The sequence below is a fragment of the Halomonas sp. IOP_31 genome (genome assembly GCF_021151495.1).
Classification (GTDB): domain Bacteria; phylum Pseudomonadota; class Gammaproteobacteria; order Pseudomonadales; family Halomonadaceae; genus Modicisalibacter; species Modicisalibacter zincidurans.
Genome location: NZ_JAIRBP010000015.1, coordinates 32,520 through 52,326 on the forward strand (window position 1 = coordinate 32,520; position 19,807 = coordinate 52,326).

15 protein-coding genes are annotated in these 19,807 nt (G+C 67.5%); 5 read left to right on the top strand and 10 right to left on the bottom strand.

Going from position 1 to position 19,807, the window contains the following annotated elements; genetic code table 11:
* Nucleotides 1-99 precede the first annotated feature (99 nt).
* The 4 genes from K7I12_RS09610 to K7I12_RS09625 all read left to right on the top strand — a co-directional run bounded on the left by K7I12_RS09610 (nt 100) and on the right by K7I12_RS09625 (nt 3,854).
* Nucleotides 100-1,260, top strand: a complete 1,161-nt coding sequence (locus tag K7I12_RS09610; protein ID WP_231664016.1) for a glycerate kinase — start codon at nt 100-102, stop codon at nt 1,258-1,260.
* 118 nt (nt 1,261-1,378) lie between these two features.
* Complete coding sequence (locus tag K7I12_RS09615; RefSeq protein WP_031382271.1) at nt 1,379-1,852, top strand: Dps family protein; 474 nt, start codon at nt 1,379-1,381, stop codon at nt 1,850-1,852.
* Between the two features lie 220 nt (nt 1,853-2,072).
* Entirely contained in the window at nt 2,073-2,636 is a 564-nt protein-coding gene (locus K7I12_RS09620; protein ID WP_031382270.1) for a type 1 glutamine amidotransferase domain-containing protein, read from the top strand.
* Between the two features lie 90 nt (nt 2,637-2,726).
* Nucleotides 2,727-3,854 (top strand): App1 family protein, encoded by a 1,128-nt coding sequence (locus K7I12_RS09625; protein WP_031382269.1) that lies wholly within the window; start codon nt 2,727-2,729, stop codon nt 3,852-3,854.
* A 10-nt stretch (nt 3,855-3,864) separates the two neighbouring features.
* Here the strand turns inward: K7I12_RS09625 and K7I12_RS09630 are convergent, their stop codons facing one another.
* The 6 genes from K7I12_RS09630 to K7I12_RS09655 all read right to left on the bottom strand — a co-directional run bounded on the left by K7I12_RS09630 (nt 3,865) and on the right by K7I12_RS09655 (nt 15,068).
* Nucleotides 3,865-6,996 (bottom strand): efflux RND transporter permease subunit, encoded by a 3,132-nt coding sequence (locus tag K7I12_RS09630; protein ID WP_035575038.1) that lies wholly within the window; start codon nt 6,994-6,996, stop codon nt 3,865-3,867.
* Nucleotides 6,993-8,090, bottom strand: coding sequence for an efflux RND transporter periplasmic adaptor subunit (locus K7I12_RS09635; protein ID WP_231664017.1), 1,098 nt, complete (start codon nt 8,088-8,090; stop codon nt 6,993-6,995). Before K7I12_RS09635 ends, K7I12_RS09630 begins: the two co-directional genes overlap by 4 nt.
* Nucleotides 8,091-8,216: 126 nt before the next feature.
* A complete protein-coding gene (locus K7I12_RS09640) occupies nt 8,217-9,749 on the bottom strand; it encodes an aminoacyl-histidine dipeptidase (RefSeq protein WP_031382266.1) in 1,533 nt (510 codons plus the stop codon).
* A 136-nt stretch (nt 9,750-9,885) separates the two neighbouring features.
* Complete coding sequence (locus K7I12_RS09645) at nt 9,886-12,117, bottom strand: tRNA(Met) cytidine acetyltransferase TmcA (protein ID WP_035575034.1); 2,232 nt, start codon at nt 12,115-12,117, stop codon at nt 9,886-9,888.
* Nucleotides 12,118-12,402: 285 nt separating this feature from the next.
* A complete protein-coding gene (locus K7I12_RS09650; protein WP_231664018.1) occupies nt 12,403-13,953 on the bottom strand; it encodes a DHA2 family efflux MFS transporter permease subunit in 1,551 nt (516 codons plus the stop codon).
* Nucleotides 13,950-15,068, bottom strand: coding sequence for an HlyD family secretion protein (locus K7I12_RS09655; protein WP_231664019.1), 1,119 nt, complete (start codon nt 15,066-15,068; stop codon nt 13,950-13,952). Before K7I12_RS09655 ends, K7I12_RS09650 begins: the two co-directional genes overlap by 4 nt.
* Before the next feature lie 214 nt (nt 15,069-15,282).
* On the opposite strand from K7I12_RS09655, the gene K7I12_RS09660 reads away from it, so the two are divergent.
* Complete coding sequence (locus tag K7I12_RS09660; RefSeq protein ID WP_231664020.1) at nt 15,283-15,927, top strand: TetR/AcrR family transcriptional regulator; 645 nt, start codon at nt 15,283-15,285, stop codon at nt 15,925-15,927.
* Between the two features lie 6 nt (nt 15,928-15,933).
* On the opposite strand, the gene K7I12_RS09665 is transcribed toward K7I12_RS09660, so the two are convergent.
* The 4 genes from K7I12_RS09665 to K7I12_RS09680 all read right to left on the bottom strand — a co-directional run bounded on the left by K7I12_RS09665 (nt 15,934) and on the right by K7I12_RS09680 (nt 19,753).
* The gene (locus tag K7I12_RS09665) at nt 15,934-16,515 is read right to left on the bottom strand and encodes a hypothetical protein (protein ID WP_231664021.1); all 582 of its coding nucleotides are present in this window, start codon (nt 16,513-16,515) and stop codon (nt 15,934-15,936) included.
* A 160-nt stretch (nt 16,516-16,675) separates the two neighbouring features.
* Nucleotides 16,676-18,031 carry a TRAP transporter large permease gene (locus tag K7I12_RS09670; RefSeq protein ID WP_231664023.1) on the bottom strand — a complete coding sequence of 452 codons (1,356 nt, stop codon included), beginning with the start codon at nt 18,029-18,031 and terminating at the stop codon, nt 16,676-16,678.
* Entirely contained in the window at nt 18,024-18,659 is a 636-nt protein-coding gene (locus tag K7I12_RS09675) for a TRAP transporter small permease subunit (RefSeq protein ID WP_231664024.1), read from the bottom strand. The genes K7I12_RS09670 and K7I12_RS09675 overlap by 8 nt, the downstream gene beginning before the upstream one ends.
* A complete protein-coding gene (locus tag K7I12_RS09680) occupies nt 18,659-19,753 on the bottom strand; it encodes a TRAP transporter substrate-binding protein (RefSeq protein ID WP_231664025.1) in 1,095 nt (364 codons plus the stop codon). Before K7I12_RS09680 ends, K7I12_RS09675 begins: the two co-directional genes overlap by 1 nt.
* Nucleotides 19,754-19,807 lie beyond the last annotated feature (54 nt).

A 19,807-nucleotide genomic window follows, 5' to 3' on the forward strand; every position in this document is an offset into this window, starting at 1 on the left:
CCATGGGTTTTGTTTTATCGCTGGCTTGGCGCATATTGGCAAAGCCTGCGTGGCGCGCCGGGCTCACTCGACATTCGATCTTACTACCTGAGGAATGCCATGAAGGTGCTGATTGCTCCCGACAGTTACAAGGACGCGCTGAGCGCCCGCGAGGCGGCGGCGGCGATCGCCCGTGGCCTGCGTCGGGTGCTGCCCGACGCCGAACTGGTGGAGTGCCCGATGGGCGACGGCGGCGAGGGCACGCTCGATGCGCTGCTCGCCTCGACCGGCGCCGAGCGGCGCACCGCCACCGTCCACGATGCGTTGGGCCGGCCCGCCGAGGCGGCCTGGGGCTGGCACGCGACCAGCCGCACCGCTTACGTGGAACTCGCCGAGGCCAGCGGCCTGCAGGCCCTGGGGCGTGACGAGCGAACCGCGCTGACCAGCACCACCCGCGGGGTCGGCGAGTTGATTCTGGCCGCGCTCGACGCCGGCGCCGAGCGGCTGATCCTGACGCTGGGCGGCAGCGCCACCAACGATGCCGGATCGGGCATGCTCGCGGCGCTCGGCGCGAGCCTTCTGGACCGCGCCGGCCGGCCGCTGGCCCCCGGCGGCGCGGCATTGGCCAAGCTGGCCAGCCTGGATCTTTCCGGGCTCGACCCGCGCCTCGCCGGGTTACGGGTCGAGACCGCCGTCGACGTCGATAACCCGCTGACCGGGCCGCGTGGGGCGAGCGCCGTGTTCGGCCCCCAGAAGGGCGCCAGCGAGGCCGAGGTCGAGCGCCTCGACAGCGCCTTGGCCCACTTCGCCGACTGCCTCGCCGACACGCTGGGCCGCGACGAGCGCGACTATCCCGGGGCGGGTGCTGCCGGCGGCATGGGCTTTGCCGCCCGCGCGCTGCTGAATGCCGAACTGCGCCCGGGAATCGAGCTGGTCATGGATCAGGCCAACTTCGATAAAGCGCTCGCCGACAGCGACCTGGTGATCACCGGCGAGGGTCAGCTCGACGGCCAGAGCCTGGCCGGCAAGACGCCGATCGGCATCGCCCGGCGCGCCCGCGCGCACGGCGTGCCCACGGTGGTGCTCGCCGGTCGGCTGGGCGAGGGCTGGCAGGCCGCCCACGACGAAGGCGTCTGTGCCGCATTGGCGCTGGCCGACGGCCCGATGAGCCTCGACGAGGCCTTGGCGCGCTGTGGTGAACTGCTCGCCGAGCGCGCCGAAGCCGTGGCCCGGCTGATGGTCTTGTCGCGTCCAGAGCCACGCGTCTCATCGCCCCCTTGAAAGTGGCGGGAATGCCCCAAATCAATAGGATAGCGCTATCTCGACGATGCATCGCGATGGCTGTCCGCGTTCGCCGTGGGCAGCTACCATCGGACAACCGTTTTATGGAGGGGCATTAATGAGCGATACCAACGCCATCGGCCTGCACAACAGCAGCGCCAACGAACTGGCCGACAAGCTCAATACGCTGCTGGCCAACTACCAGATCTTCTACATGAACGTTCGCGGCTACCACTGGAACGTCAAGGGCCATCAGTTCTTCGAGCTGCATACCAAGTTCGAGGAGCTCTATGACGACCTGCTGACCAAGGTCGACGAAGTCGCCGAGCGGATTCTGACCCTGGGCCATCAGCCGGTCCATGCCTACAGCGACTACGTCAAGATCGCCTCCATCCAGGAAGACAAGGACGTTCACCAGGGCGAGGCCTGCGTGCGCGGCATCGTCCAGGGCTATCAGACGCTGATCGAACTGCAGCGCGAGCTGCTCAGCCTGGCCGCCGACGCCGACGACGAAGGCACCGCCTCGCAGGTCGGCGACTATATCCGCGAGCAGGAAAAGACCATCTGGATGCTTAACGCCTATCTCGGCTGAGCACCGTTCGTTAGCGCTTGCACGCCGCCGCCCCACGGGGCGGCGGCGTCGTTTCTGAATGCCGCCGCTGGCGGCGCGACGATTGCCGTCTTAGCGCCATTGCCTATGCTGAAGGGACATCGTCCGGCGATCGCCCTTGTGATCGTCGCCGATGATCCCCAGAAAGTCTCTGAAGCACGGCCTCATGCCGTGCCGCTCACTGTGCCGCAAGGAGGTAGCCATGAGCCAGAAGCTGAGTGGAAAGCGCGTTGCGATTCTCGCCACCGACGGGTTCGAGGAATCGGAGCTCGCGGTGCCCAAGAAGGAACTCGATTCGCAGGGCATCACCGTGCATGTCGTCGCCCCGGACAAGAAAGGGATCCGCGCCTGGGCGGAAACCGACTGGGGCGACACCTACGACGTCGATGTCGCGCTCGACGACGCCGATGTCGCGAGTTACCACGCCCTGGTGCTGCCGGGCGGCCTTTTCAACCCGGATAGCCTGCGCGTCAACGAGAAGGCCCAGGCCTTCGCCCGGCATTTCTTCGAAACCGGCAAGCCGGTCGGCGCGATCTGCCACGGCCCCTGGCTGCTGATCAATGCCGGTGTCGTCAAGGGCCGCCGCATGACCTCGTTCCCGAGCCTCGCCCAGGATCTCAAGAACGCCGGTGCCGAGTGGGTCGATGAGCAAGTGGTCGTCGACAGCGGGCTGGTGACCAGCCGCAAGCCGGCGGATCTCGACGCGTTCTGCAGCAAGTTGATCGAGGAGATCGGCGAAGGGCGTCACAGCGAACAGCACGCCTGAGCCGTTGTCTCGCCTGTTCACGTCCGCCCTGCCATCGGCGCGGCGGACGTTTGCACGTTAGCGCCCATCATTTCTCGACCCGGAGCTCGCATGGCCCACGGCCCTCGAACGCCCTATCAGGCATTGCGCAAACTGCTGAAACTCGCCGCCCGACCGATGAAATCCGATCGCGGACGCGGCGGGGTGGTGGTGCAGGCCTATCGCGGCTACGGCTCGACGCGCGAGGCCTACCTGATGGGGCGGGTCTTCCGTCAACCCAGCCTGGGGTTGCCGGCGCGTGAAGGTACGCTGCTTCGCGATCTGCTCGACGTGCTGCGGCGTAGCGTGCGCTGGGGCGTCAAGGCGGCCACGGTAGTCGTCGAGATCGACGGCAGCCGGCATACCGTGGAGACCGATCGCGACGGCTATTTCGACGTGCACATGGCGCTGGATCGGCCGCTGCCCGACGACCGCAGCTGGCATCAGGCGACGCTCGACGTGTATCTCGACGACGAACACACGATCAGCGGCAAGACCGAGGTCTATGTCCCGCCGCCGGCGGTCGACCTGGCGGTGATCAGCGACATCGACGATACCGTGATGTACACCGGCGTCGCCAACAAGCTCAAGATGTTCTATCGGCTGTTCTTCGAGAAGGCCGACCGGCGCACCGCCTTTGCCGGCGTGGCGCCCTTCTATCAGGCGCTGTTCGCCGGCGCCGACGGCCAGCGGCGGCGCCCGCTGCTCTACGTTTCGCGCGGGCCGTGGAGCATCTACGAAATTCTCGAGGCGTTCTTCCAGCGCAACCGCATCCCGGTGGGCCCGATCCTGTTCCTGCGCGAATGGGGGCTGAGCCTGCAGCGCCCGCTGCCGCGCAAGGCGGTCGATCACAAGGCCAAGATGATCGAGAAGATGCTCAGCCTCTACGACACCCTGCCGTTCGTGCTGATCGGCGACAGCGGCCAGCACGATCCGGAAACCTACACCCGCATCGTGCGCGAATACCCCGGGCGCATCCGCGCCATCTACATCCGCAAGATCGGCCGCAGTACCTCGCGCGACGCCGCGATCGAGGCGCTCGCCGACGAAGTCGCCGCCGACGGCTGCACCCTGGTGTTGGCCAGCGACAGCGTGCGCATGGCCGAACACGCCCATCGCGAAGGGCTGATATCCCGTGCCGGCCTGGAAGCCGTGCGCCGCGCCCCCGACATCAGCGAACGCCGCGCCAGGCAAGCCTGAACGCGCCCGGCTACAAAACGCTAGGCGGCTGGCCCCGGGCCAGCGTCTCCGCTTGCTGCCGCTCACGGCGAATGCGCCGCGCCACGTGGTCGGGCGATTGGCTGTTGCGGGCCAATAGCGCGTAGGCCGCCGGCACGATGAACAGCGTCAGAAACGTCGCGAAGAGCACCCCGAAAAACACCACCACACCCACGGCGCGCCGGGCTTCCGCACCGGGGCCGGTCGCCAGCAACAGCGGTACTGCGCCGGCGGCGGCCGACAGCGAGGTCATCAATACCGGGCGCAGACGGATGCCGGCAGCATTGACGATGGCGTCGTGGAACGCCTGACCCCGATCGCGCAACTGATTGATGAACTCGACGATCAGCACGCCGTTCTTGGCCGCCAGCCCCACCAGCAGGATGGCGCCGATCTGGGAGAAGATATTGATGGTGATGCCGGTAAGCCATAGCCCGATGAGCCCGCCGGTCAGCGCCAGCGGCACCGTGGTCATGATCACCAGCGGTTGCCGGAAGCTCTCGAAATTCGCCGCCAGCACCAGATAGACAATCGCCAGCGCGAGTCCCAGCGTGATGTAGAGCGAGGCACCGGCTTTTAGAAAATCGCCGGCCGCGCCATCGTAGTTGAGCTGAATGGTGGGCGGAAGCTGCTGCGCGTATTGATCGACGATATCGATCGCCCGCCCCAGCGGAAAGCCGGGTACCAGACCGGCGGAAACCTCGACGGCGCGTAGCTGGTTGTAATGACTCAGTGTGTCGGCCCCGGCGGTCTCTTCGAGCGCGACGACGCTCGCCAACGGCACCAGTTCGCCGGAGGTATCGGAGCGCACATACAGATTGCGCAGATCGGTGGGCGTGCGCCGATCGATCTTGCGGCCCTGAACGATGACGTCGTACTCCTCCCCGCCGCGCGAGAAGGTGGTAACGCTCTGCCCGCCCATCATCGTCTGCAACGTGCGACCCACCGCGGCGACCGATACGCCCAGATCGGCGGCGCGGTCGCGGTCGATGGCGATGCGAATCTGCGGCTTGCGCTCGTTATATTCGGTTTCGACATCGACGAAAGCCGGCTGGGACTCCAGATACGCCATCAAGTCCTCGGCCTCGCGCGACAGGCTCTGGTAATCCTGGCCGCCGAGTATCATCTCCATGGCCCCATCGCCGCCGCCACCGCCCAGCCCACCGCGGGCATAGGCCGACACCTCGACGCCGGCCAGTGACTTAAAGCGCTCGCGCAGATCGGCGGCGATCGTTGCCGCATCGCGGGTGCGTTCATCCCAGGGCACCAGGGTGATCGTCAGGCGAGCCGTGTTCACGGCATTGCCGTCGTAGGAACCGGGAATACGGCTCAGGTAATGATCGACCACGCCAGCGGCACGATACTCGGCCAATACCGCTTCGACCTGGTCGAGATAACGCCGGGTGTATTCGAGCGTGGCGCCCTGCGGGCCGACCATGTACGCGCGGATCACGCCGCGGTCCTGGGGCGGCGTATACGCGCTGGGCAGCGCCCGGAACAGTGCGCCGGCAGCCAGCAATACCAGCAAGGCAACCGTCAGCATGCGCCAGGGATGCGCCACCACCCGCCTGAGCATCGCCGCGTAGCGTTGGCCAATGCGGCGAAAGCGCGCATCCACCCAATGGGCGAACCCGCTGCGCTTGGCGCGGCCCTTGAACAGCCGCGAGGTCATCATCGGCGTCAACGTGAGTGCCACCAGGGCGGAGAAGGCGACGGCGGCGGCCACGGTAAGGCCGAACTCTGCGAATAGGCGACCGACATCGCCGCCCATGTAGGAGATCGGCACGAACGCCGCCACCAGCACCAGCGTGGTGGCAATCACCGCGAAGGCGATTTCGCGCGAGCCGTCCAATGCCGCGAGCAACGGCGACTGGCCCTCTTCGATACGCCGGTAGATGTTTTCCAGCACCACGATCGCATCGTCCACCACCAGGCCGATGGCGAGCACCAGCGCCAGCAGCGTGAGCACGTTGAGCGAATAGCCCAGCGCGGCCATCGCGATGGTCGCCGCCAACAATGAGATCGGTACCACCGCCGCCGGAATCAGCGTGGCGCGCAGAGTGCCGAGAAAGCCGTAGATGGTCAGCAATACCATCGCCAGCGAAACCCCCAGCGCGATGTAGACCTCATAAATCGAGGCTTTTATGAATTCGGCACTGTCGAAGGTCACATCGAGCCGCATGCCTTCGGGCAGGGTCGAGCGGATGGGGCCCAGGCGCTCTCGCACCTCGCTCGATACCGCGACCGGATTGGCCTGCGCCTGTGGGGTAATACCCAGGCTTACCGCCACCTGACCGTTTGAACGCGCCAGGCTGCGCTGGCTTTCCGAACCCAGCTCCACGTCGGCCACTTCGCCAAGACGCACCAGGTTGCCGTCGGGTCCACGGCCAATCACCAGTTCGCGGAAATCCTGCGCCTGGGTGAATCCCGAGAGGGTGCGCAGCGTGAATTCGCGCGATTCGGACTCCAGACGGCCCGCCGGCAGTTCCACGTTCTGCGTATTCAGCGCTTGCGCCACGTCCTCCACGGTGAGTTCGCGGGCCGCCAACCCCTCCCGGTCGAGCCACAGCCGCATGGCGTAGCGGCGTTCGCCGGAAAGCTGCACCTGCGAGACGCCATCGACCGTGCTCAGCCGGTTGACCAGGTAGCGCTCGACATAGTCGGTGATCTCAAGCGGACTCAAGCGATCGCTGGTGAGCGTCAGCGACATCACCTCCTCGGCACCGGAGTCCGCGGTGCGAATCGACGGCGCCTCGGCCCCATCCGGCAGATTGTCGCGGATACGACCCAGCCGAGTCCGCACGTCGTTCGCCGCCTCGGCGATATCCGTATCGAGGCTGAACTCCATGTTGATCTCGGCCTGCTCGTCGACGCTCGTCGAGGTCATCTCCTCGAGCCCGGTTATGCCGGCGAGCTGCTCTTCGAGCACATCGGTGATCTGGGTTTCGACGACCTGGGCCGAGGCCCCCTGGTAAACCACATCGACCGAGACGAACGCGCGGCTGATATCCGGATATTCGCGCAACGGCAGAAGACGCAGCGCCATCAGACCCACGATCAGCAGCAGCAGGCTGATGACCGCGGCGAATACCGGACGGCGCACCGAGACGTCCGATAGCATCATGGCGCGTTCCCCGCCGGCTCGAACGCACCGCCTTGTGGCCCGTCGACCCGCGTCACCGGCGTGCCGTCGCGCACTTTCAGGGTTCCCTCCACGATGATCGACTCGTTAGGGGCCAGCCCATCGGTAATCTCGACCAGACCCGGTCGACGTGCGCCGGTTTGCACCTGGCGTCTTCTGGCCACGCCGTCCTCGATCACGAACACGAACTGCCGATCGTTCTGGGTAACCACGGCCTGCTCGGGGATCATCAACGCCGACTTGGTATCGCGCGTGAGGCGCACGGTCAGCAGCATGCCGGGCTTGATCAACCGCTTCGTGTTCGGTAGCGCCGCGCGCACCCGTACCGAGCGTGTCACCGGATCGACGCGTGTCGCCACATTCTGCACGGTCCCGCTGAATTCGATATCCGGATAAGCCGCCGAGCGGGCGGTGAGGATTTGCCCCGGCTCCAGCGTGCCCACGAATACCCCCGGCACGGTGAATTCGAGTTCGACAGGGGTCAGATCGTCGAGCGTGGTGATCACGGTACCCGGCTGCACCAAGCTGCCCACACTCACCTCGCGCAGCCCGAGGCGACCGCCGAATGGTGCGCGAATGACATGATCGGCCAACGCCGCCTCGGCCACAGCGACCCCCGCCCGATCGGTGCGCAGTTGGGTCTCGGATAACTGCAGCTGCGATTCCGATACCATGTTGGAACCAAACAGCTCGCGTTGGCGTTCATAGTCACTCGAGCTTTGCGCGGCTCTCGCCTGCGCGGCCTCGAGATTGGCCTTGACGCCAGCGGCTTCCAGCGTCGCCAGCACTTCGCCGGCCTGAACCGTCAAGCCCGGTTTGAAGGGCAGCGTATCGATGACGCCGGAAATCTCGGGCGTAATCTCCACCGCCTGGTTTGCGCGGGCGGTTCCCAGGGCCTGGATGCGATCCGCCAGCGGCTGCGGGCGTGTACGCTGTGCTAGCACCGTTACCGGCTCGCTGACGGACGCCTCGACGTTCAATTCGGCCCGCTCGCCGAAATACAACCACGCCACGCCGGCCGCGGCGATTGACACCACGATGAAGAGGAGGCCATTGATCGTACGAGAACTGCTCAAGATATAAGACCTCTTCCCGGATTACGCACGCCTTGGAGCGGCCACCGCTCTATTTCTATCAGATAGGGATTCAGACGATGGCACGATAAGCGCCTCGACCGATAGCCTATCCGCTTCGATCGGACACTAGGCCGCGCGCCCTGAGGCCAACGCCTCGATCAGCGCGCGCAGCAGCAACCAGAACTCCTCGACCGAATCGATCTCGACCCGTTCGTCGGGCGAATGGGCGCCACGAATCTGCGGGCCGAACGAGATCATCTCGAGCGCCGGGTACTTGCCACCGAGGATCCCGCACTCGAGCCCGGCGTGAATCACCTTGACCTCGGGATCGACGCCCAGCTTTTGCTGATGCAGCTCGCGAAAGCGCGTCAGCAGCGGGCTGTCGGGCTCCGGCGTCCAGCCCGGGTAGGCGTTCTCGACCCGGGTTTCGGCGCCGATCAGCCCGAACAGCGCGCGAAAACGATCGGCGATATCCGCCGTGGCGCTGTCGCGCAGCGAGCGCACCAGCGCGCAGAGGTGAAAGCGCCCCGATTCGAGCGAGACCACGCCGAGATTGTTGGAAGTCTCGACCACCCCGGGTACCTCGACGCTCATGCGCTCCACGCCGTACGGCGCGACGTGCAGCGCGGCGATGAGCATATGGCTGGCGGTGGCGGTCAGCGCCTCTTGAGTGCCAGCAGGCATGGTTTCTTCGGATGCCATGCCCGGCGCAGCTTCGGATGCCATGCCCGGCGCAGCTTCGGGCGCCATGGAAAGCGCCAGCGTCAGGCCCTCGTCGACGCCCGCCAGCTCGGCGACCAATTCCGCCTGCAGTTCGGCGAGGCGCGCCTGCGCGGCCTCGCTCTCGTCGGCGGCCAGCGCCAGGGTGGCGAACGCCTCGCGCGGCAGGGCGTTGCGCAACGTACCGCCGCGATAGTCGATCAGCCGCGCACCGCACGGCTCCAGCGCGCGCAACACGCGCACCAGCAACCGGTTGGCGTTGCCCCGGCCCTTGTCGATGTCGATACCCGAATGCCCTCCCGCCAGGCCGGTCAGCGACAGCCGCCAGACCCGCTCGTCGTCGCGCAGCGCACTGGTCGGCAGGTTGGCCTCGACCACCACGTCGGCGCCGCCGGCGCAGCCGATGTAGACCTGGCCGCGATCCTCGGAGTCCAGGTTGAGCAGGATATCGCCCTCGAGCCAACCCTCGGCGAGCTTCAGCGCGCCGCCCATCGACGACTCCTCCTCGACGGTGAACAGCGCCTCGAGCGGACCGTGCTCGAGCGTGTCGTCCTCGAGGATCGCCAGCGCCGCCGCCACGCCCATGCCGTTGTCGGCGCCCAGCGTGGTATCGCGGGCGTGCAGCCAGCCATCGGCGACATAGGTCTCGATGGGGTCCGTGGTGAAGTCGTGGGGCCGGTCGGCGTTGGCCTGGGCGACCATGTCCAGATGGCCCTGCAGCACGACGCCTGGCGCCTTTTCGCGGCCCGGCGAGGCCGGCTTGCGAATCAATAGATTGCCGGCGGCGTCGAAATCGTGACTCATTCCCCGGGCACTCGCCCAGTCGACGATCGTGCGGGCGAGCTGGGCCTCGTGGCCGGAGGGCCGCGGGGTATTGCACAGCGTGCGAAAATGGCGCCACAGCGGCGCCGGCGTCAGGCTGTCCAGATGGTCGTTCATGAGCAGATCCCGCAGTTGGCAAAACAATCGACGCTCATTGTACTGGCGAATGCTACCAGACGAATAATTGCAACGCCGGAGACGATTGCTGACGCCTTGTGGCGTTGACATCATGATGCCCGGGGCGCTCGACGCATCACTCGCCGCCCAGCGCTGCGCGCAACCGTCCGGCCAGCCCGCGCCAGTGCGCCTGCCGCACCTTGCGGCCCGCCGCCCCCCGGGGGCGGTTGGCCCCGGCGGGCTCGCGTCCCTGGAATAGTGGCGCGACCAGCGCCAGCCAGTCCGCCTCGGCCAGCGCCCCGGGCGCGCTGACACGCCCCGCCCGCCAGGCCCGCGCCAGCCACGGCCGGACCAGCGCCAGTTCGCCGCCGCCGGCGGCGAACCAGGCCAGCCGCGCCAGTGTCTCGGCATCCATCGGCGGCGCGTCGGTCGCCGGCAGCGCCTCATCAAGCAGTGCCATGGCCACCGCCGCGTCGAGTCCGTCGAGCTCGGCACCGAGCAGGCTGGGCAGCAGCGTGGCAAAGCTCATCCGCCACTCGTGCAGCGCGTCTTGCGCTTTTGGGCGCAGCGCCCGCGCCATCATCAGCGCATGCTCGCCGCTCGAGGCTTCCCGCGACAGCCCCAGGCGCAGCGCGACCAGCCGCTGGGCGCGCCAGAAGGCGACCAGCCCCGGTTCGGCGCCGAAACTGGTGCCCAGATAGTCGTCGCCGGCCGCGCGGGCGCGGGCCGCCAGCCGTTCGATCAGCGCCGAGCCGATACCACGGCGGCGGGCGGCGGGGTGCACGGCGATGCGCAACACTCGGCACCAGCGCGCCTCGGCGGCGGCGTAGAAACCGCCGTGGGCGGCCAGCGACTGGGCCAGCAGATGGCCGCGCGGACGCCGTTGGCCGTGATGGATCGCCTCGGCCAGCGGCGGCGGAAAGCCGCCCTCGCGCTGGCCGACACATACGCCCACGCAGTGCGCGCCGACGTAGGCGCCGATCAACGTCAGCTCGGGGCCGTCGAGCAGCTGGCGCAGATCGCCGGGGGTGGTGCGGTAGTGGGCCTGGACCAGCAAGCCGAACAGCTCGCCGAGGCCGACCTCGTCGTCGGCCAGCGCCTGGCGATCGAGCTCGCGACAAACGAGCGGCTGGGCGTCGAGTGGCGTGGCGACGGTCGCGTCGGCGGCGGGCTCGGCGTCGAGCAGTAAAAGCTCGCGGGTCAGCGCCTCGAGCGGATCGCCCTCGCCCCAGCGCACCGGCTGTTCCAGCCGACAGGCGCGCCAGTCGGGCGTCTCGCTGTCCAGCCGCGCGCGAAAGCGCAGCTCGAAGCCGCGCCCGGTGCCCTCGTAACCGTGCACGGTGGTGGCGAAGGCGATACGCGGAAAGGCCGCCAGCCAGCGCCCCAGCAGCGGCGCGGGTATCGCTGCGGCCTCGTCGACGAACAGCGTCGGCGGCGAGCGTGGATCGATGCCCGGGCCCTCCAAAGCCTCGCTCAGCGCATCCGGCGCCAGCAAACGCACCGTCGCCGGGCCATGGGCGAGCTCGGCATGAAAGGCGTGGGCCTCGCGACGCCCTTCCGGCAAGACCTCGCCGAGCCGTGCGAACACCGCTTCCAGCGCGGCGGCGCGTGGCCCGGTCAGCCAGATCTCGCGCTCGCCGGCCTGCAGGCGCCGCGCCGCGGCGATGCCCAGCGCGCTGCTTTTGCCGCGCCCGCGATCGGCGCTCAGTACCAGCGGTCGGCGCCGGCGCAGGCGCGTCAGACGGCACACCGCGGCGGCCTGGTCGTGAGTCAGGCAATCGTCGGCGGCGCTCAGCGGCGTGGGAATTACCGCATCGGGCAGAGTCAATTCGGGGGCAGAGGCCGCAGCCGGCCAGTGCAGGACCCAGGGCGAGGCTGCGAGGCGCCGGGCGATGCGCGTCAGGTTGCGCGCGCTCAGCGCCTCGGGCGGGTGCGGCCAGGCGGCCAGCCGCGCGTAGTCGGCATCGGCGGCCGGCACCCCGTCGCGCCACGCCTCGGGAGTGAGCAGCACCAGCAGGCCGCCGGCGCGCACGGTGCCGGCCAGCGCACCGAAGGCATCGGGATCGAAGCCGGCGCCCGGCGACAGCGCATCGATGATCACCAGGTCATGCTCGCCGCCCAGCCGGGAGCGCGCTAGGCGGGCCGGCAACGGTGGCAAGCCGGCGCCGCGGATCGCCTCGCTGTCCGGCCCCAGCCACAGCGGCGCGGACCAGTCGGCGCCCTGCCATATCGCCAATGCCCGCGCCAGCACGCGATCCAGTGGGCCATCGAGCCACAGCAGCGCACGATGACGCCGCTCGGCCAGCGTCGCGCGCAGCCGGGCGAGAGCGTCACCGAGGACGTCGGTCGGGGATGAGGTTGGGTTCATGCCGCACAGGATGCGCCATGAACGTATCGTGTGCCAATCATCCAGGGCCGTTGCAGTTGAACTGACGAGGGGTGCCGGGGCTAAAGCCCGACAAGCTTTTGGGAAAGAAATCCGGCGAGGAACTTGTCCCCAAGTCATGTCTGAAAGCCCGGCGAGCAATGGTCAGGCAAGGTGCAAATCAGCGAAAAGGCGGACCGGGCCAGCGCACGAGCTTATCGTTGTAAAGGAGTACCTTGAGATGATCTTTAACGCCGTATGGCCGAGCGCGGCCAGTGTCGGACAGGCTCAGGCATCGATGCGCTTGAGCAGGAACACCAAGGGCACGCTGGCCACATAGATCAGCCCCAGCCACAGAAAGATGTCGTTGAAGGCCAGCACCTGGGCCTGCTGCGAGACCCGCTGCGCCAGCATGGCGACGGCGGCCTGGTAGCTATCCGGGACATGGCCGGCAAGCAGCGCCTGATACTTGGCGATCTCCGCCACCACCACCTCGCGGCCAGCGTCGATGGCCGGGATCAGCTGGTTCCAGTGGAAGTCCTCGCGCACGTCGCGCACCGTGTCGAGCAGCGCCAGGCCCACCGCGCCGCCCAGGTTGCGCATCACGTTGAACAGTCCGCTGGCGTTGCCCACCTCGTGGGCCGGCAGGGTGCCCAGCGCGATCCGCGACGCGGGGATGATGCACATGATCAGCCCCATCCCGCGCACGATCTGCGGCACGAAGAACTGCCAGAAGCCTGACTCCACGGTGAGGTTGGCGTTCATCATGGTGCCCGTGCCGACCAGCAACAGCCCGCAGAACAGCAGCACGCGCAGATCGACGCGGTTGGACAGCTGGCCGACCACCGGCGCGCACAGGAACATCGTCACCCCGGTGACGAACATCACCTGGCCGATCTGCAGGCTCGAGTAACCGCGCACGTAGCCGAAGAACAGCGGCATGATGTAGACCAGCCCGTAGAGCGCGATGCCGATGACGAAGCCCAGCCCGGCGCCCAGCGCGAAGTTGCGGTTGGCGAAGGCGCGCAGGTCGACGATCGGATGGTCGTGGCGCAATGTGCGGGCGAAGAACCACACCCCGGCCAGCACGCAGGTCGCGCTGAACGCCACGATGCGCTCGCTGGCGAACCAGTCGTCGCCCGGGCCCTCCTCGAGGACGAACTCCAGCGAGCCGAGGAATACCGCGATCAACACCAGACCGATGAGGTCCAGGCGCCGGGCCACGGCATGGTTGGGCTTGTCGATGTCGAGAAAGGTCCACGCCGCCCAGCACACCAGCACGCCGGGAATCACGTTGGCCAGGAACAGCCAGTGCCAGCTCAGCGTCTCGGTGATGTAGCCGCCCACCGTGGGGCCGATCGACGGCGCCATGGTCACCACCATGCCGATCACCGCCTGGACGCCGCCCATCACCCGACGCGGGAAGATCGAGAAACTCACCGCCTGGGTGATCGGGATCATCGCCCCGCCCATGAAGCCCTGGATGGCGCGCAGCACGATCAGCTGCTCGATCGAGGTGGCCAGCGCACAGCCCAGGCTGGCCAGGGTGAAACCGGCGCACGACAGGGTGAACGCCACCCGCGTCGAGAGAATGCGCATCAGCATCCCCGACAGCGGGATCATCACGATCTCGGCGATCAGGTACGACGTCTGCACCCAGGAGATCTGGTCCTGGCTGGCCGACAGCCCCGACTGGATCTCGTTGAGCGAACTGGCGACGATCTGGATGTCGAGGATCGCCATGAACATGCCGAACACCGCGGCGATGAAGCCGAGGCGCTGCGGCCAGGGCGGCATGTCGCTGACGCCCGCCGCTGAAGTGGCGGTCGCCTCGCTCATGATCCGGGCTGTTCCCGGGACCCCTTCTCGGCGCTCGCGCGGGCAACCTGGGCGTCATCGCGCGGCTCGAGCTCGCGGGTGTCGACCTCGGGGACCACCGACAGCCCGGCGCGCAACCGCCCTAGCGCCTCCGCGGGGCCGGTAACGCGGATCTTGACCGGCACGCGCTGGACGATCTTGTTGAAATTGCCGGTGGCGTTGTCCTGCGGCAGCAGGCTGAACTCGGTACCGGTGGCCGGCGCCAGGCTGTCGACCACGCCCTCGAAGGCGATATCCGGGTAGGCATCGACGCGCAGCTCGACGCTCTGGCCGACGCGCATCCTCGCCAGTTGGGTCTCCTTGTAGTTGGCGGCGACATAGGCCGACTCGATCGGCACCAGCTGCATCAGAGTCAGCGAGGGCTGCGCCAGGCTGCCGGCCTCGGCGGTGATGTTGCCGACCACGCCGTCGCGCGGGGCGATGATGCGGGTCTTGTCAAGCTGATGGCGGGCGTAGGCCAGATCGGCCGCCGCGGCGTCGCGATTGGCTCTCGCGCTCTCGATGCTGGACTCGGCGACCGCCAGCTGACGCTGTGCGTAAACCACCGCGGCCCGGCGTGCGGCGAGGGTCGCTTCGGCGACTCGCAGCGCGGCCTGATCGTCCTCGCGTTGCTGCTGCGAGGCGTAGTTGCGGGACTCAAGCTTGGATGAGCGGGCCAGATGCTGGCGCGCCTGCTCGACATCGGATTCGGCGGCCCGCACCTGCGCCTGGGCCTGATCGATCGCGGCCTTCTGCAGCTCGTACTGGCGCTTCGCCTGGGTGAGCGACGCCGCCGCGACCGCCTGCTGGGCCTCGGCCTGGGCGAGCCGATCGCGATAGCTGGCGTCGTCGAGGCGCACCAGCAGATCGCCCTTCTCGACTCGCTGGTTGTCGTCCACCATCACCTCGGCGATACGCGCCGAGAGTTCGGCGCGCAGCGCGACGTTGTCGGTGCGCACGTAGGCGTTGTCGGTCTCCTCCAGGAAGCGCCCGGTCTGCCACCAGCCGATGGCCCACCAGGCCAGCGCCGCCAGTGCGACGATCGCCACCAGCACCGCCACGAGCTTCTTGCCGCTCAATGTGCCACCCGCCTTCATGCGCCCCTCCTTGAAGCTGTAGCTGTTGCCTTGAAGCTGCTGTCAGGCTTTTCGCCACCACTCAAGCGAGTGGACAACGAACCAGGGCTCGCAGTGTAATGAATGCTACACTACATGACCAGCAAGATCGCCTTCACGGCCGCAATCCTTACAATGGGTGCGATCGGGCAGGTGCGCCCGCCCACGCGATGAGCCAAGACGACCAAGGAGCGCCATGACCCGGCCAGCCCCGTTCGACAAGCCCGATGCAGCCCTGACCCCGCGTGGCGTCGCGCGCCGCGAGCGGCTGCTCGACGCGGCCCGCGACGTATTTCTCGAACAGGGCTACGCCGGCGCCAGCGTCAACGATGTGGTGGCCCGCGCCGGCGGCTCGCTGGCCACGCTGTACAAGCAGTTCGGCAACAAGGAGGGGCTGTTCGTCGCCGCCATGGAGCGCCACATCGCCACCGCCTGGGCGGTGCTCGAGGAGGGCCGTCGCGAGGCCACGGCGCCCGAGCAGGTGCTCCACGAACTGGGCCGGCGCATGCTCGAGCTGAACTTCGATCCCGGGGTCATCCGGCTCAAGCGCGGGCTGGCCTTCGAGGCCGAGCGAGTGCCCGAGCTCGGCGAGATGTTCCTGAGTCGCGGCCCCGATCGCATCCGCCAGGAACTTGCCACCTATCTCGCCGAGCAGGTCGACCACGGCCGATTGACCATCGACGACCCGCGCGAGGCGGCCGGCATGTTCATGGGCATGCTGCTCGGCGAGTGGCACATCGATGCCCTGCTCGGGCGTAAGATCGCCCCCACCGCCGAGGCATGCGACGAGCGGGCGCGCCACTGCGTGGCGGTGTTCTTGAAAGGGCTGGTGCCGCGCTAGCTGACCTCAGGGCGGCAGGGTCAGCGTCAGCACCTGACCGTTGAGCGCCCGCCCGCCGCCGCCGGCGAGAAACCGCGCGCAGTCGGCCACCGAGGCGCTCGACGCGCCCTGCGGGCAGAGCAGGTTGATGCGAATACCCGGCCCGCTGGCCTCGGCCAGCCGGCGCACCAGTGCGGCCAGTGCCTCGCGCACCATGCTCGCCGCCTGGCTGTCGCCTTCCGGGGCGACCGCCACCAGGCGCCCGCCGCCGCGACTGTGCATCCAGGCGCGGGCCACCTGCAGCAGGCTCGACGGCCCGACCACCTGTTCGTCCAGGCGCTGCGCCAACGCCACGCTGCGTGGCAGTGTCGGTGGCGCGCAGACCAGCACGTCGAGCCGCTCGAGCCGCCCCAGCAGCGCATCCAGCGCACCGTCGCCGGCGACCCGGCCGAAGCGATCATGGCGCTCGCCACCCAGGCCGTCGAGCACGTGCTCGAGGCTGGCGGCATCCGGGGTCAGCAACGCGACGCTCGCGCCCTCTTCCAGGAAGGCCCGCGCTAACGCCTCGATCAGCTCGCCGCCGCCGGCGATCAGCACGCGTTTACGCACAGCCACCTCCTCCTTTCAGGAAGCGCTGAGAAATCGACGAGCATTGCCAAGCGCAAGGCGCACGGCGCACAGACAACGAGACATAACTGGTTGTTAGGCGAGTTGTCGAGCACCGCGCAACGCAGCGATTGGTAAGCGCAGACATTTCTTCAGTGTTTCCTTATAGCAGTCCCGGCAGCCACAACACCAACGCCGGAAACACCATGCACAGAATCAGGCCGGTCAGCTGCAGCAGCACGAAGGGAATGATCGAGCGGTAGATGGTGCCGATGCCGATCCGTCCCTCGGTGATGCCCTTGAGGTAGAACAGCGCATAGCCGAACGGCGGGGTCAGAAAGCTGGTCTGCAGATTGATCGCCACGAGAATGGCGAACCAGATCAACAGCGCCTGACCGGACAGCCCATAGCCGAAATCGAGCGCCTCGACCACCGGGGCCACCAGCGGCAGTACCACGAAGCTGATCTCGATCCACTCGAGGAAGAACCCCAGCACGAAGATCAGGCCCATGATCAACAGCAGCAGGCCGTAGGGACCGAAGCCGGTGCCGGTGATCAGCTCCTCGATCATGTAGTCGCCGCCCAGACGCTTGAAGACCACCGAGAAGCCGGTCGCGCCGATGACCACGAACAGGATCATCGCCGAGGTCCGCGAGGTGTCGCGCACGGCATCGCGCAACGTCGCGAAATCCAGGCTGCGCATCGCCAGCGCCAGCAGCAGGCTGCCCGCGGCACCGATCGCTGCGGCCTCGGTGGGCGTGGCGATGCCCGCCATGATCGAACCGAGCACCGCGACGATCAGTACCACCGGCCCCAGCAGGTCGCGCAACAGAGCGATCGGCAGCGGCGTGGTGTCGACGTCGAAGGCATGGGGATCGGCGAGTGGCGCCCACTCGGGCTTGAGCCGCGCGGTGATCAGCAGATAGCCGATGTACAGCACGCCGAGCAGCAGCCCGGGCAGCAGCGCCGCCTTGAACAGCGCGCCCACCGAGACCTGCAGGATCGAACCCATCAACACCAGCATGATCGACGGCGGGATCAGGATGCCCAGCGTGCCCGAGGCGGCGATCACCCCACAGGCCATCTCGGCGCGGTAGCCCTGCTTGAGCATCACCGGCAGCGCTAGCAGGCCCAGCATCACCACCGAGGCGCCGATGATCCCGGTGCTCGCCGCCATCACCACGCCGAGCAGTGCCACCGACACCGCCAACCCGCCGTGGGTGCGGCCGAACAGCCGTTGCAGGGTCAACAGCAGGCGCTTGGCGACCCCCGAACGCTCGAGCATCAAGCCCATGAACACGAACAGCGGGATGGCGATCATCAACCAGTTCTCGATCACCCCGCCGAAGATCCGCGAGCCGACGGTACCCAGAAACGGAATCGGAATGCCGCCGATGAAGGCGAAGACGATGCCCAGTCCGCCGAGCAGGAAGGCCACCGGATAACCGCTGAAGATGCCTATCAGCAGGGTGGCGATCATCGTCAGGGCCAGCGCGTATTCCGACAGGAACTCAGCCATGCAGCGCCTCCTTGGCGTCGGCGGCGGGCGTCAGACGGGCCGGATCGAACAGCCCGGCCAGATTGTGCAGAACCTGGCCCAGCGCGCCGAGCGCCAGAAATACCAGGCCGATCGGCAACATCGCCTTGATCAGGTAACGATCGGTGAGCCCGCCGTAATTGGACTGCTCGCCGGAAACGTAGGACATCATCACGAAGTGCCGGGAGAGCCAGGCCACCAGCAGACAGAACGGAATCAGAAAGACCACGTGGCCCAGGATGTCGATGACCGCGCGACCACGCGGCGAGAGTTTCTGGTAGATCAGGTCGACGCGCACGTGACTGTCGTGATGCAGCGCATAGGTGCCGCCGAGCAGGGTCAGAATACCGAACAGATGCCATTGCAGTTCGGTGACGCTGTTGATGGTCAGCGCCTTGCCGAACAACAGCACGTCATTCTGCCAGGCGGCGATCTGGTTGATGCCCAGCGCGTTGAGCGTCACGGTGATGAGCACGGCCAGCATCACCAGCAGCACCAGCCAGCTGGTAACGCGGCCGACCCACAACCCGAGCCCGACCAGGGGCCGGGCCAGGCCGTCACACACCGCACCGCCACGCTCGCGCCAGGGCGCAAGGGAGGTGCGTGGCATCAGCTATCCTCCTGGCCGCTGTCCTGAATCGGCTTGGGGGCGGGCAGCGCCTGCAATTTGTACCACTCGTCGATCAAGCCGACGTGCTTCATCAGCGACTCGTAGGCCTCCTTGAAGGCCGGATTATTGGCCATCTCCTCCTGACGCACCTCGACCCAGGCATCCTGCAGCGCGTTGATTACCTCGTCGGGGAAGCGCTTGACCTTGACGCCCTTCTCTTCAAGCTTGCGGATGGTGCGCATCTGCTCGGGCGGCGCCTCGGCCATCGACCACTGCAGGGTCGCCCGGCAGGCGGTCTCGAACTGCGCCTTGCGCTCGTCGCTGTACTCATCCCAGACACTCTGGTTGACCAGCAGCGAGAACCAGCTGGCGCTCTGATGCCAACCCGGGAAGTAGTAGTACTCGGCGACCTCGTCGAAGCCCATCGCCGCGTCGACCTGGGGCACCGAGAACTCGGTGGCGTCGACGCGCCCGCGCTCCAATGCCAGATAGATCTCGCCGCCCGGCACCAGCTGGGTCGAGGCGCCGAGCTTGTTGAGCACCTTGGCGCCGAGCCCCGAGATGCGCATCGACAAACCGTCGAAATCCGCCGGCGAATTGATCTCCTTGTTGTACCAGCCGCCGGTTTCCTGCGGCGAGATGAAGCACGGCAACACCTTCACGCCGTAGGGATCGTAGGCCTTCTGCAGCAGTTCGGTGCCCTCGCCGGCCCACATCCACGACATGAAGGCCTCCGGCGACGGGCCGAACGGCAAGGCGCCGTAGAGGTTGGTGACAGGCACCGTGCCGGCCCAGTAGCCGATCCAGTCCCAGCCGGCCTGGACCGCACCCGAGGAGACCGAGTTGAAGACCTCGAAGGCGGGTACCAGATCGCCTGGGTCGTAGACGCGCAGCGACACGGCGCCGCCGGTGGCGGTCTCGAGCTCCTTTGACAGACGCTCGGCACCGGCGCCGAGAAAGTTCTGGGTCGAGAAAGTGCTTGCCACATCGAGCCGCTTGGGACCTTCGGCACGGGCCGGGGCAGTGAGGCTGGCGGCGATGGCCAGGCCGACCGCCGAGGCGAGCAGCGAACGGGTGAGAACAGCGCTTGGCATGATGCGTCTCCTTGACGTTGTTGTTGTCCCCGCGAACCCGGGGTGAACTGACCC

Excerpts from the sequence above, each read along its gene's own strand:
- K7I12_RS09675 (WP_231664024.1), bottom strand. The coding sequence starts at position 18,659 with ATGCCACGCACCTCCCTTGCGCCCTGGCGCGAGCGTGGCGGTGCGGTG.
- K7I12_RS09625 (WP_031382269.1), top strand. The coding sequence starts at position 2,727 with ATGGCCCACGGCCCTCGAACGCCCTATCAGGCATTGCGCAAACTGCTG.
- K7I12_RS09670 (WP_231664023.1), bottom strand. The coding sequence starts at position 18,031 with ATGGCTGAGTTCCTGTCGGAATACGCGCTGGCCCTGACGATGATCGCC.
- K7I12_RS09620 (WP_031382270.1), top strand. The coding sequence starts at position 2,073 with ATGAGCCAGAAGCTGAGTGGAAAGCGCGTTGCGATTCTCGCCACCGAC.
- K7I12_RS09610 (WP_231664016.1), top strand. The coding sequence starts at position 100 with ATGAAGGTGCTGATTGCTCCCGACAGTTACAAGGACGCGCTGAGCGCC.
- K7I12_RS09640 (WP_031382266.1), bottom strand. The coding sequence starts at position 9,749 with ATGAACGACCATCTGGACAGCCTGACGCCGGCGCCGCTGTGGCGCCAT.
- K7I12_RS09680 (WP_231664025.1), bottom strand. The coding sequence starts at position 19,753 with ATGCCAAGCGCTGTTCTCACCCGTTCGCTGCTCGCCTCGGCGGTCGGC.
- K7I12_RS09645 (WP_035575034.1), bottom strand. The coding sequence starts at position 12,117 with ATGAACCCAACCTCATCCCCGACCGACGTCCTCGGTGACGCTCTCGCC.
- K7I12_RS09615 (WP_031382271.1), top strand. The coding sequence starts at position 1,379 with ATGAGCGATACCAACGCCATCGGCCTGCACAACAGCAGCGCCAACGAA.
- K7I12_RS09660 (WP_231664020.1), top strand. The coding sequence starts at position 15,283 with ATGACCCGGCCAGCCCCGTTCGACAAGCCCGATGCAGCCCTGACCCCG.
- K7I12_RS09655 (WP_231664019.1), bottom strand. The coding sequence starts at position 15,068 with ATGAAGGCGGGTGGCACATTGAGCGGCAAGAAGCTCGTGGCGGTGCTG.
- K7I12_RS09650 (WP_231664018.1), bottom strand. The coding sequence starts at position 13,953 with ATGAGCGAGGCGACCGCCACTTCAGCGGCGGGCGTCAGCGACATGCCG.
- K7I12_RS09630 (WP_035575038.1), bottom strand. The coding sequence starts at position 6,996 with ATGATGCTATCGGACGTCTCGGTGCGCCGTCCGGTATTCGCCGCGGTC.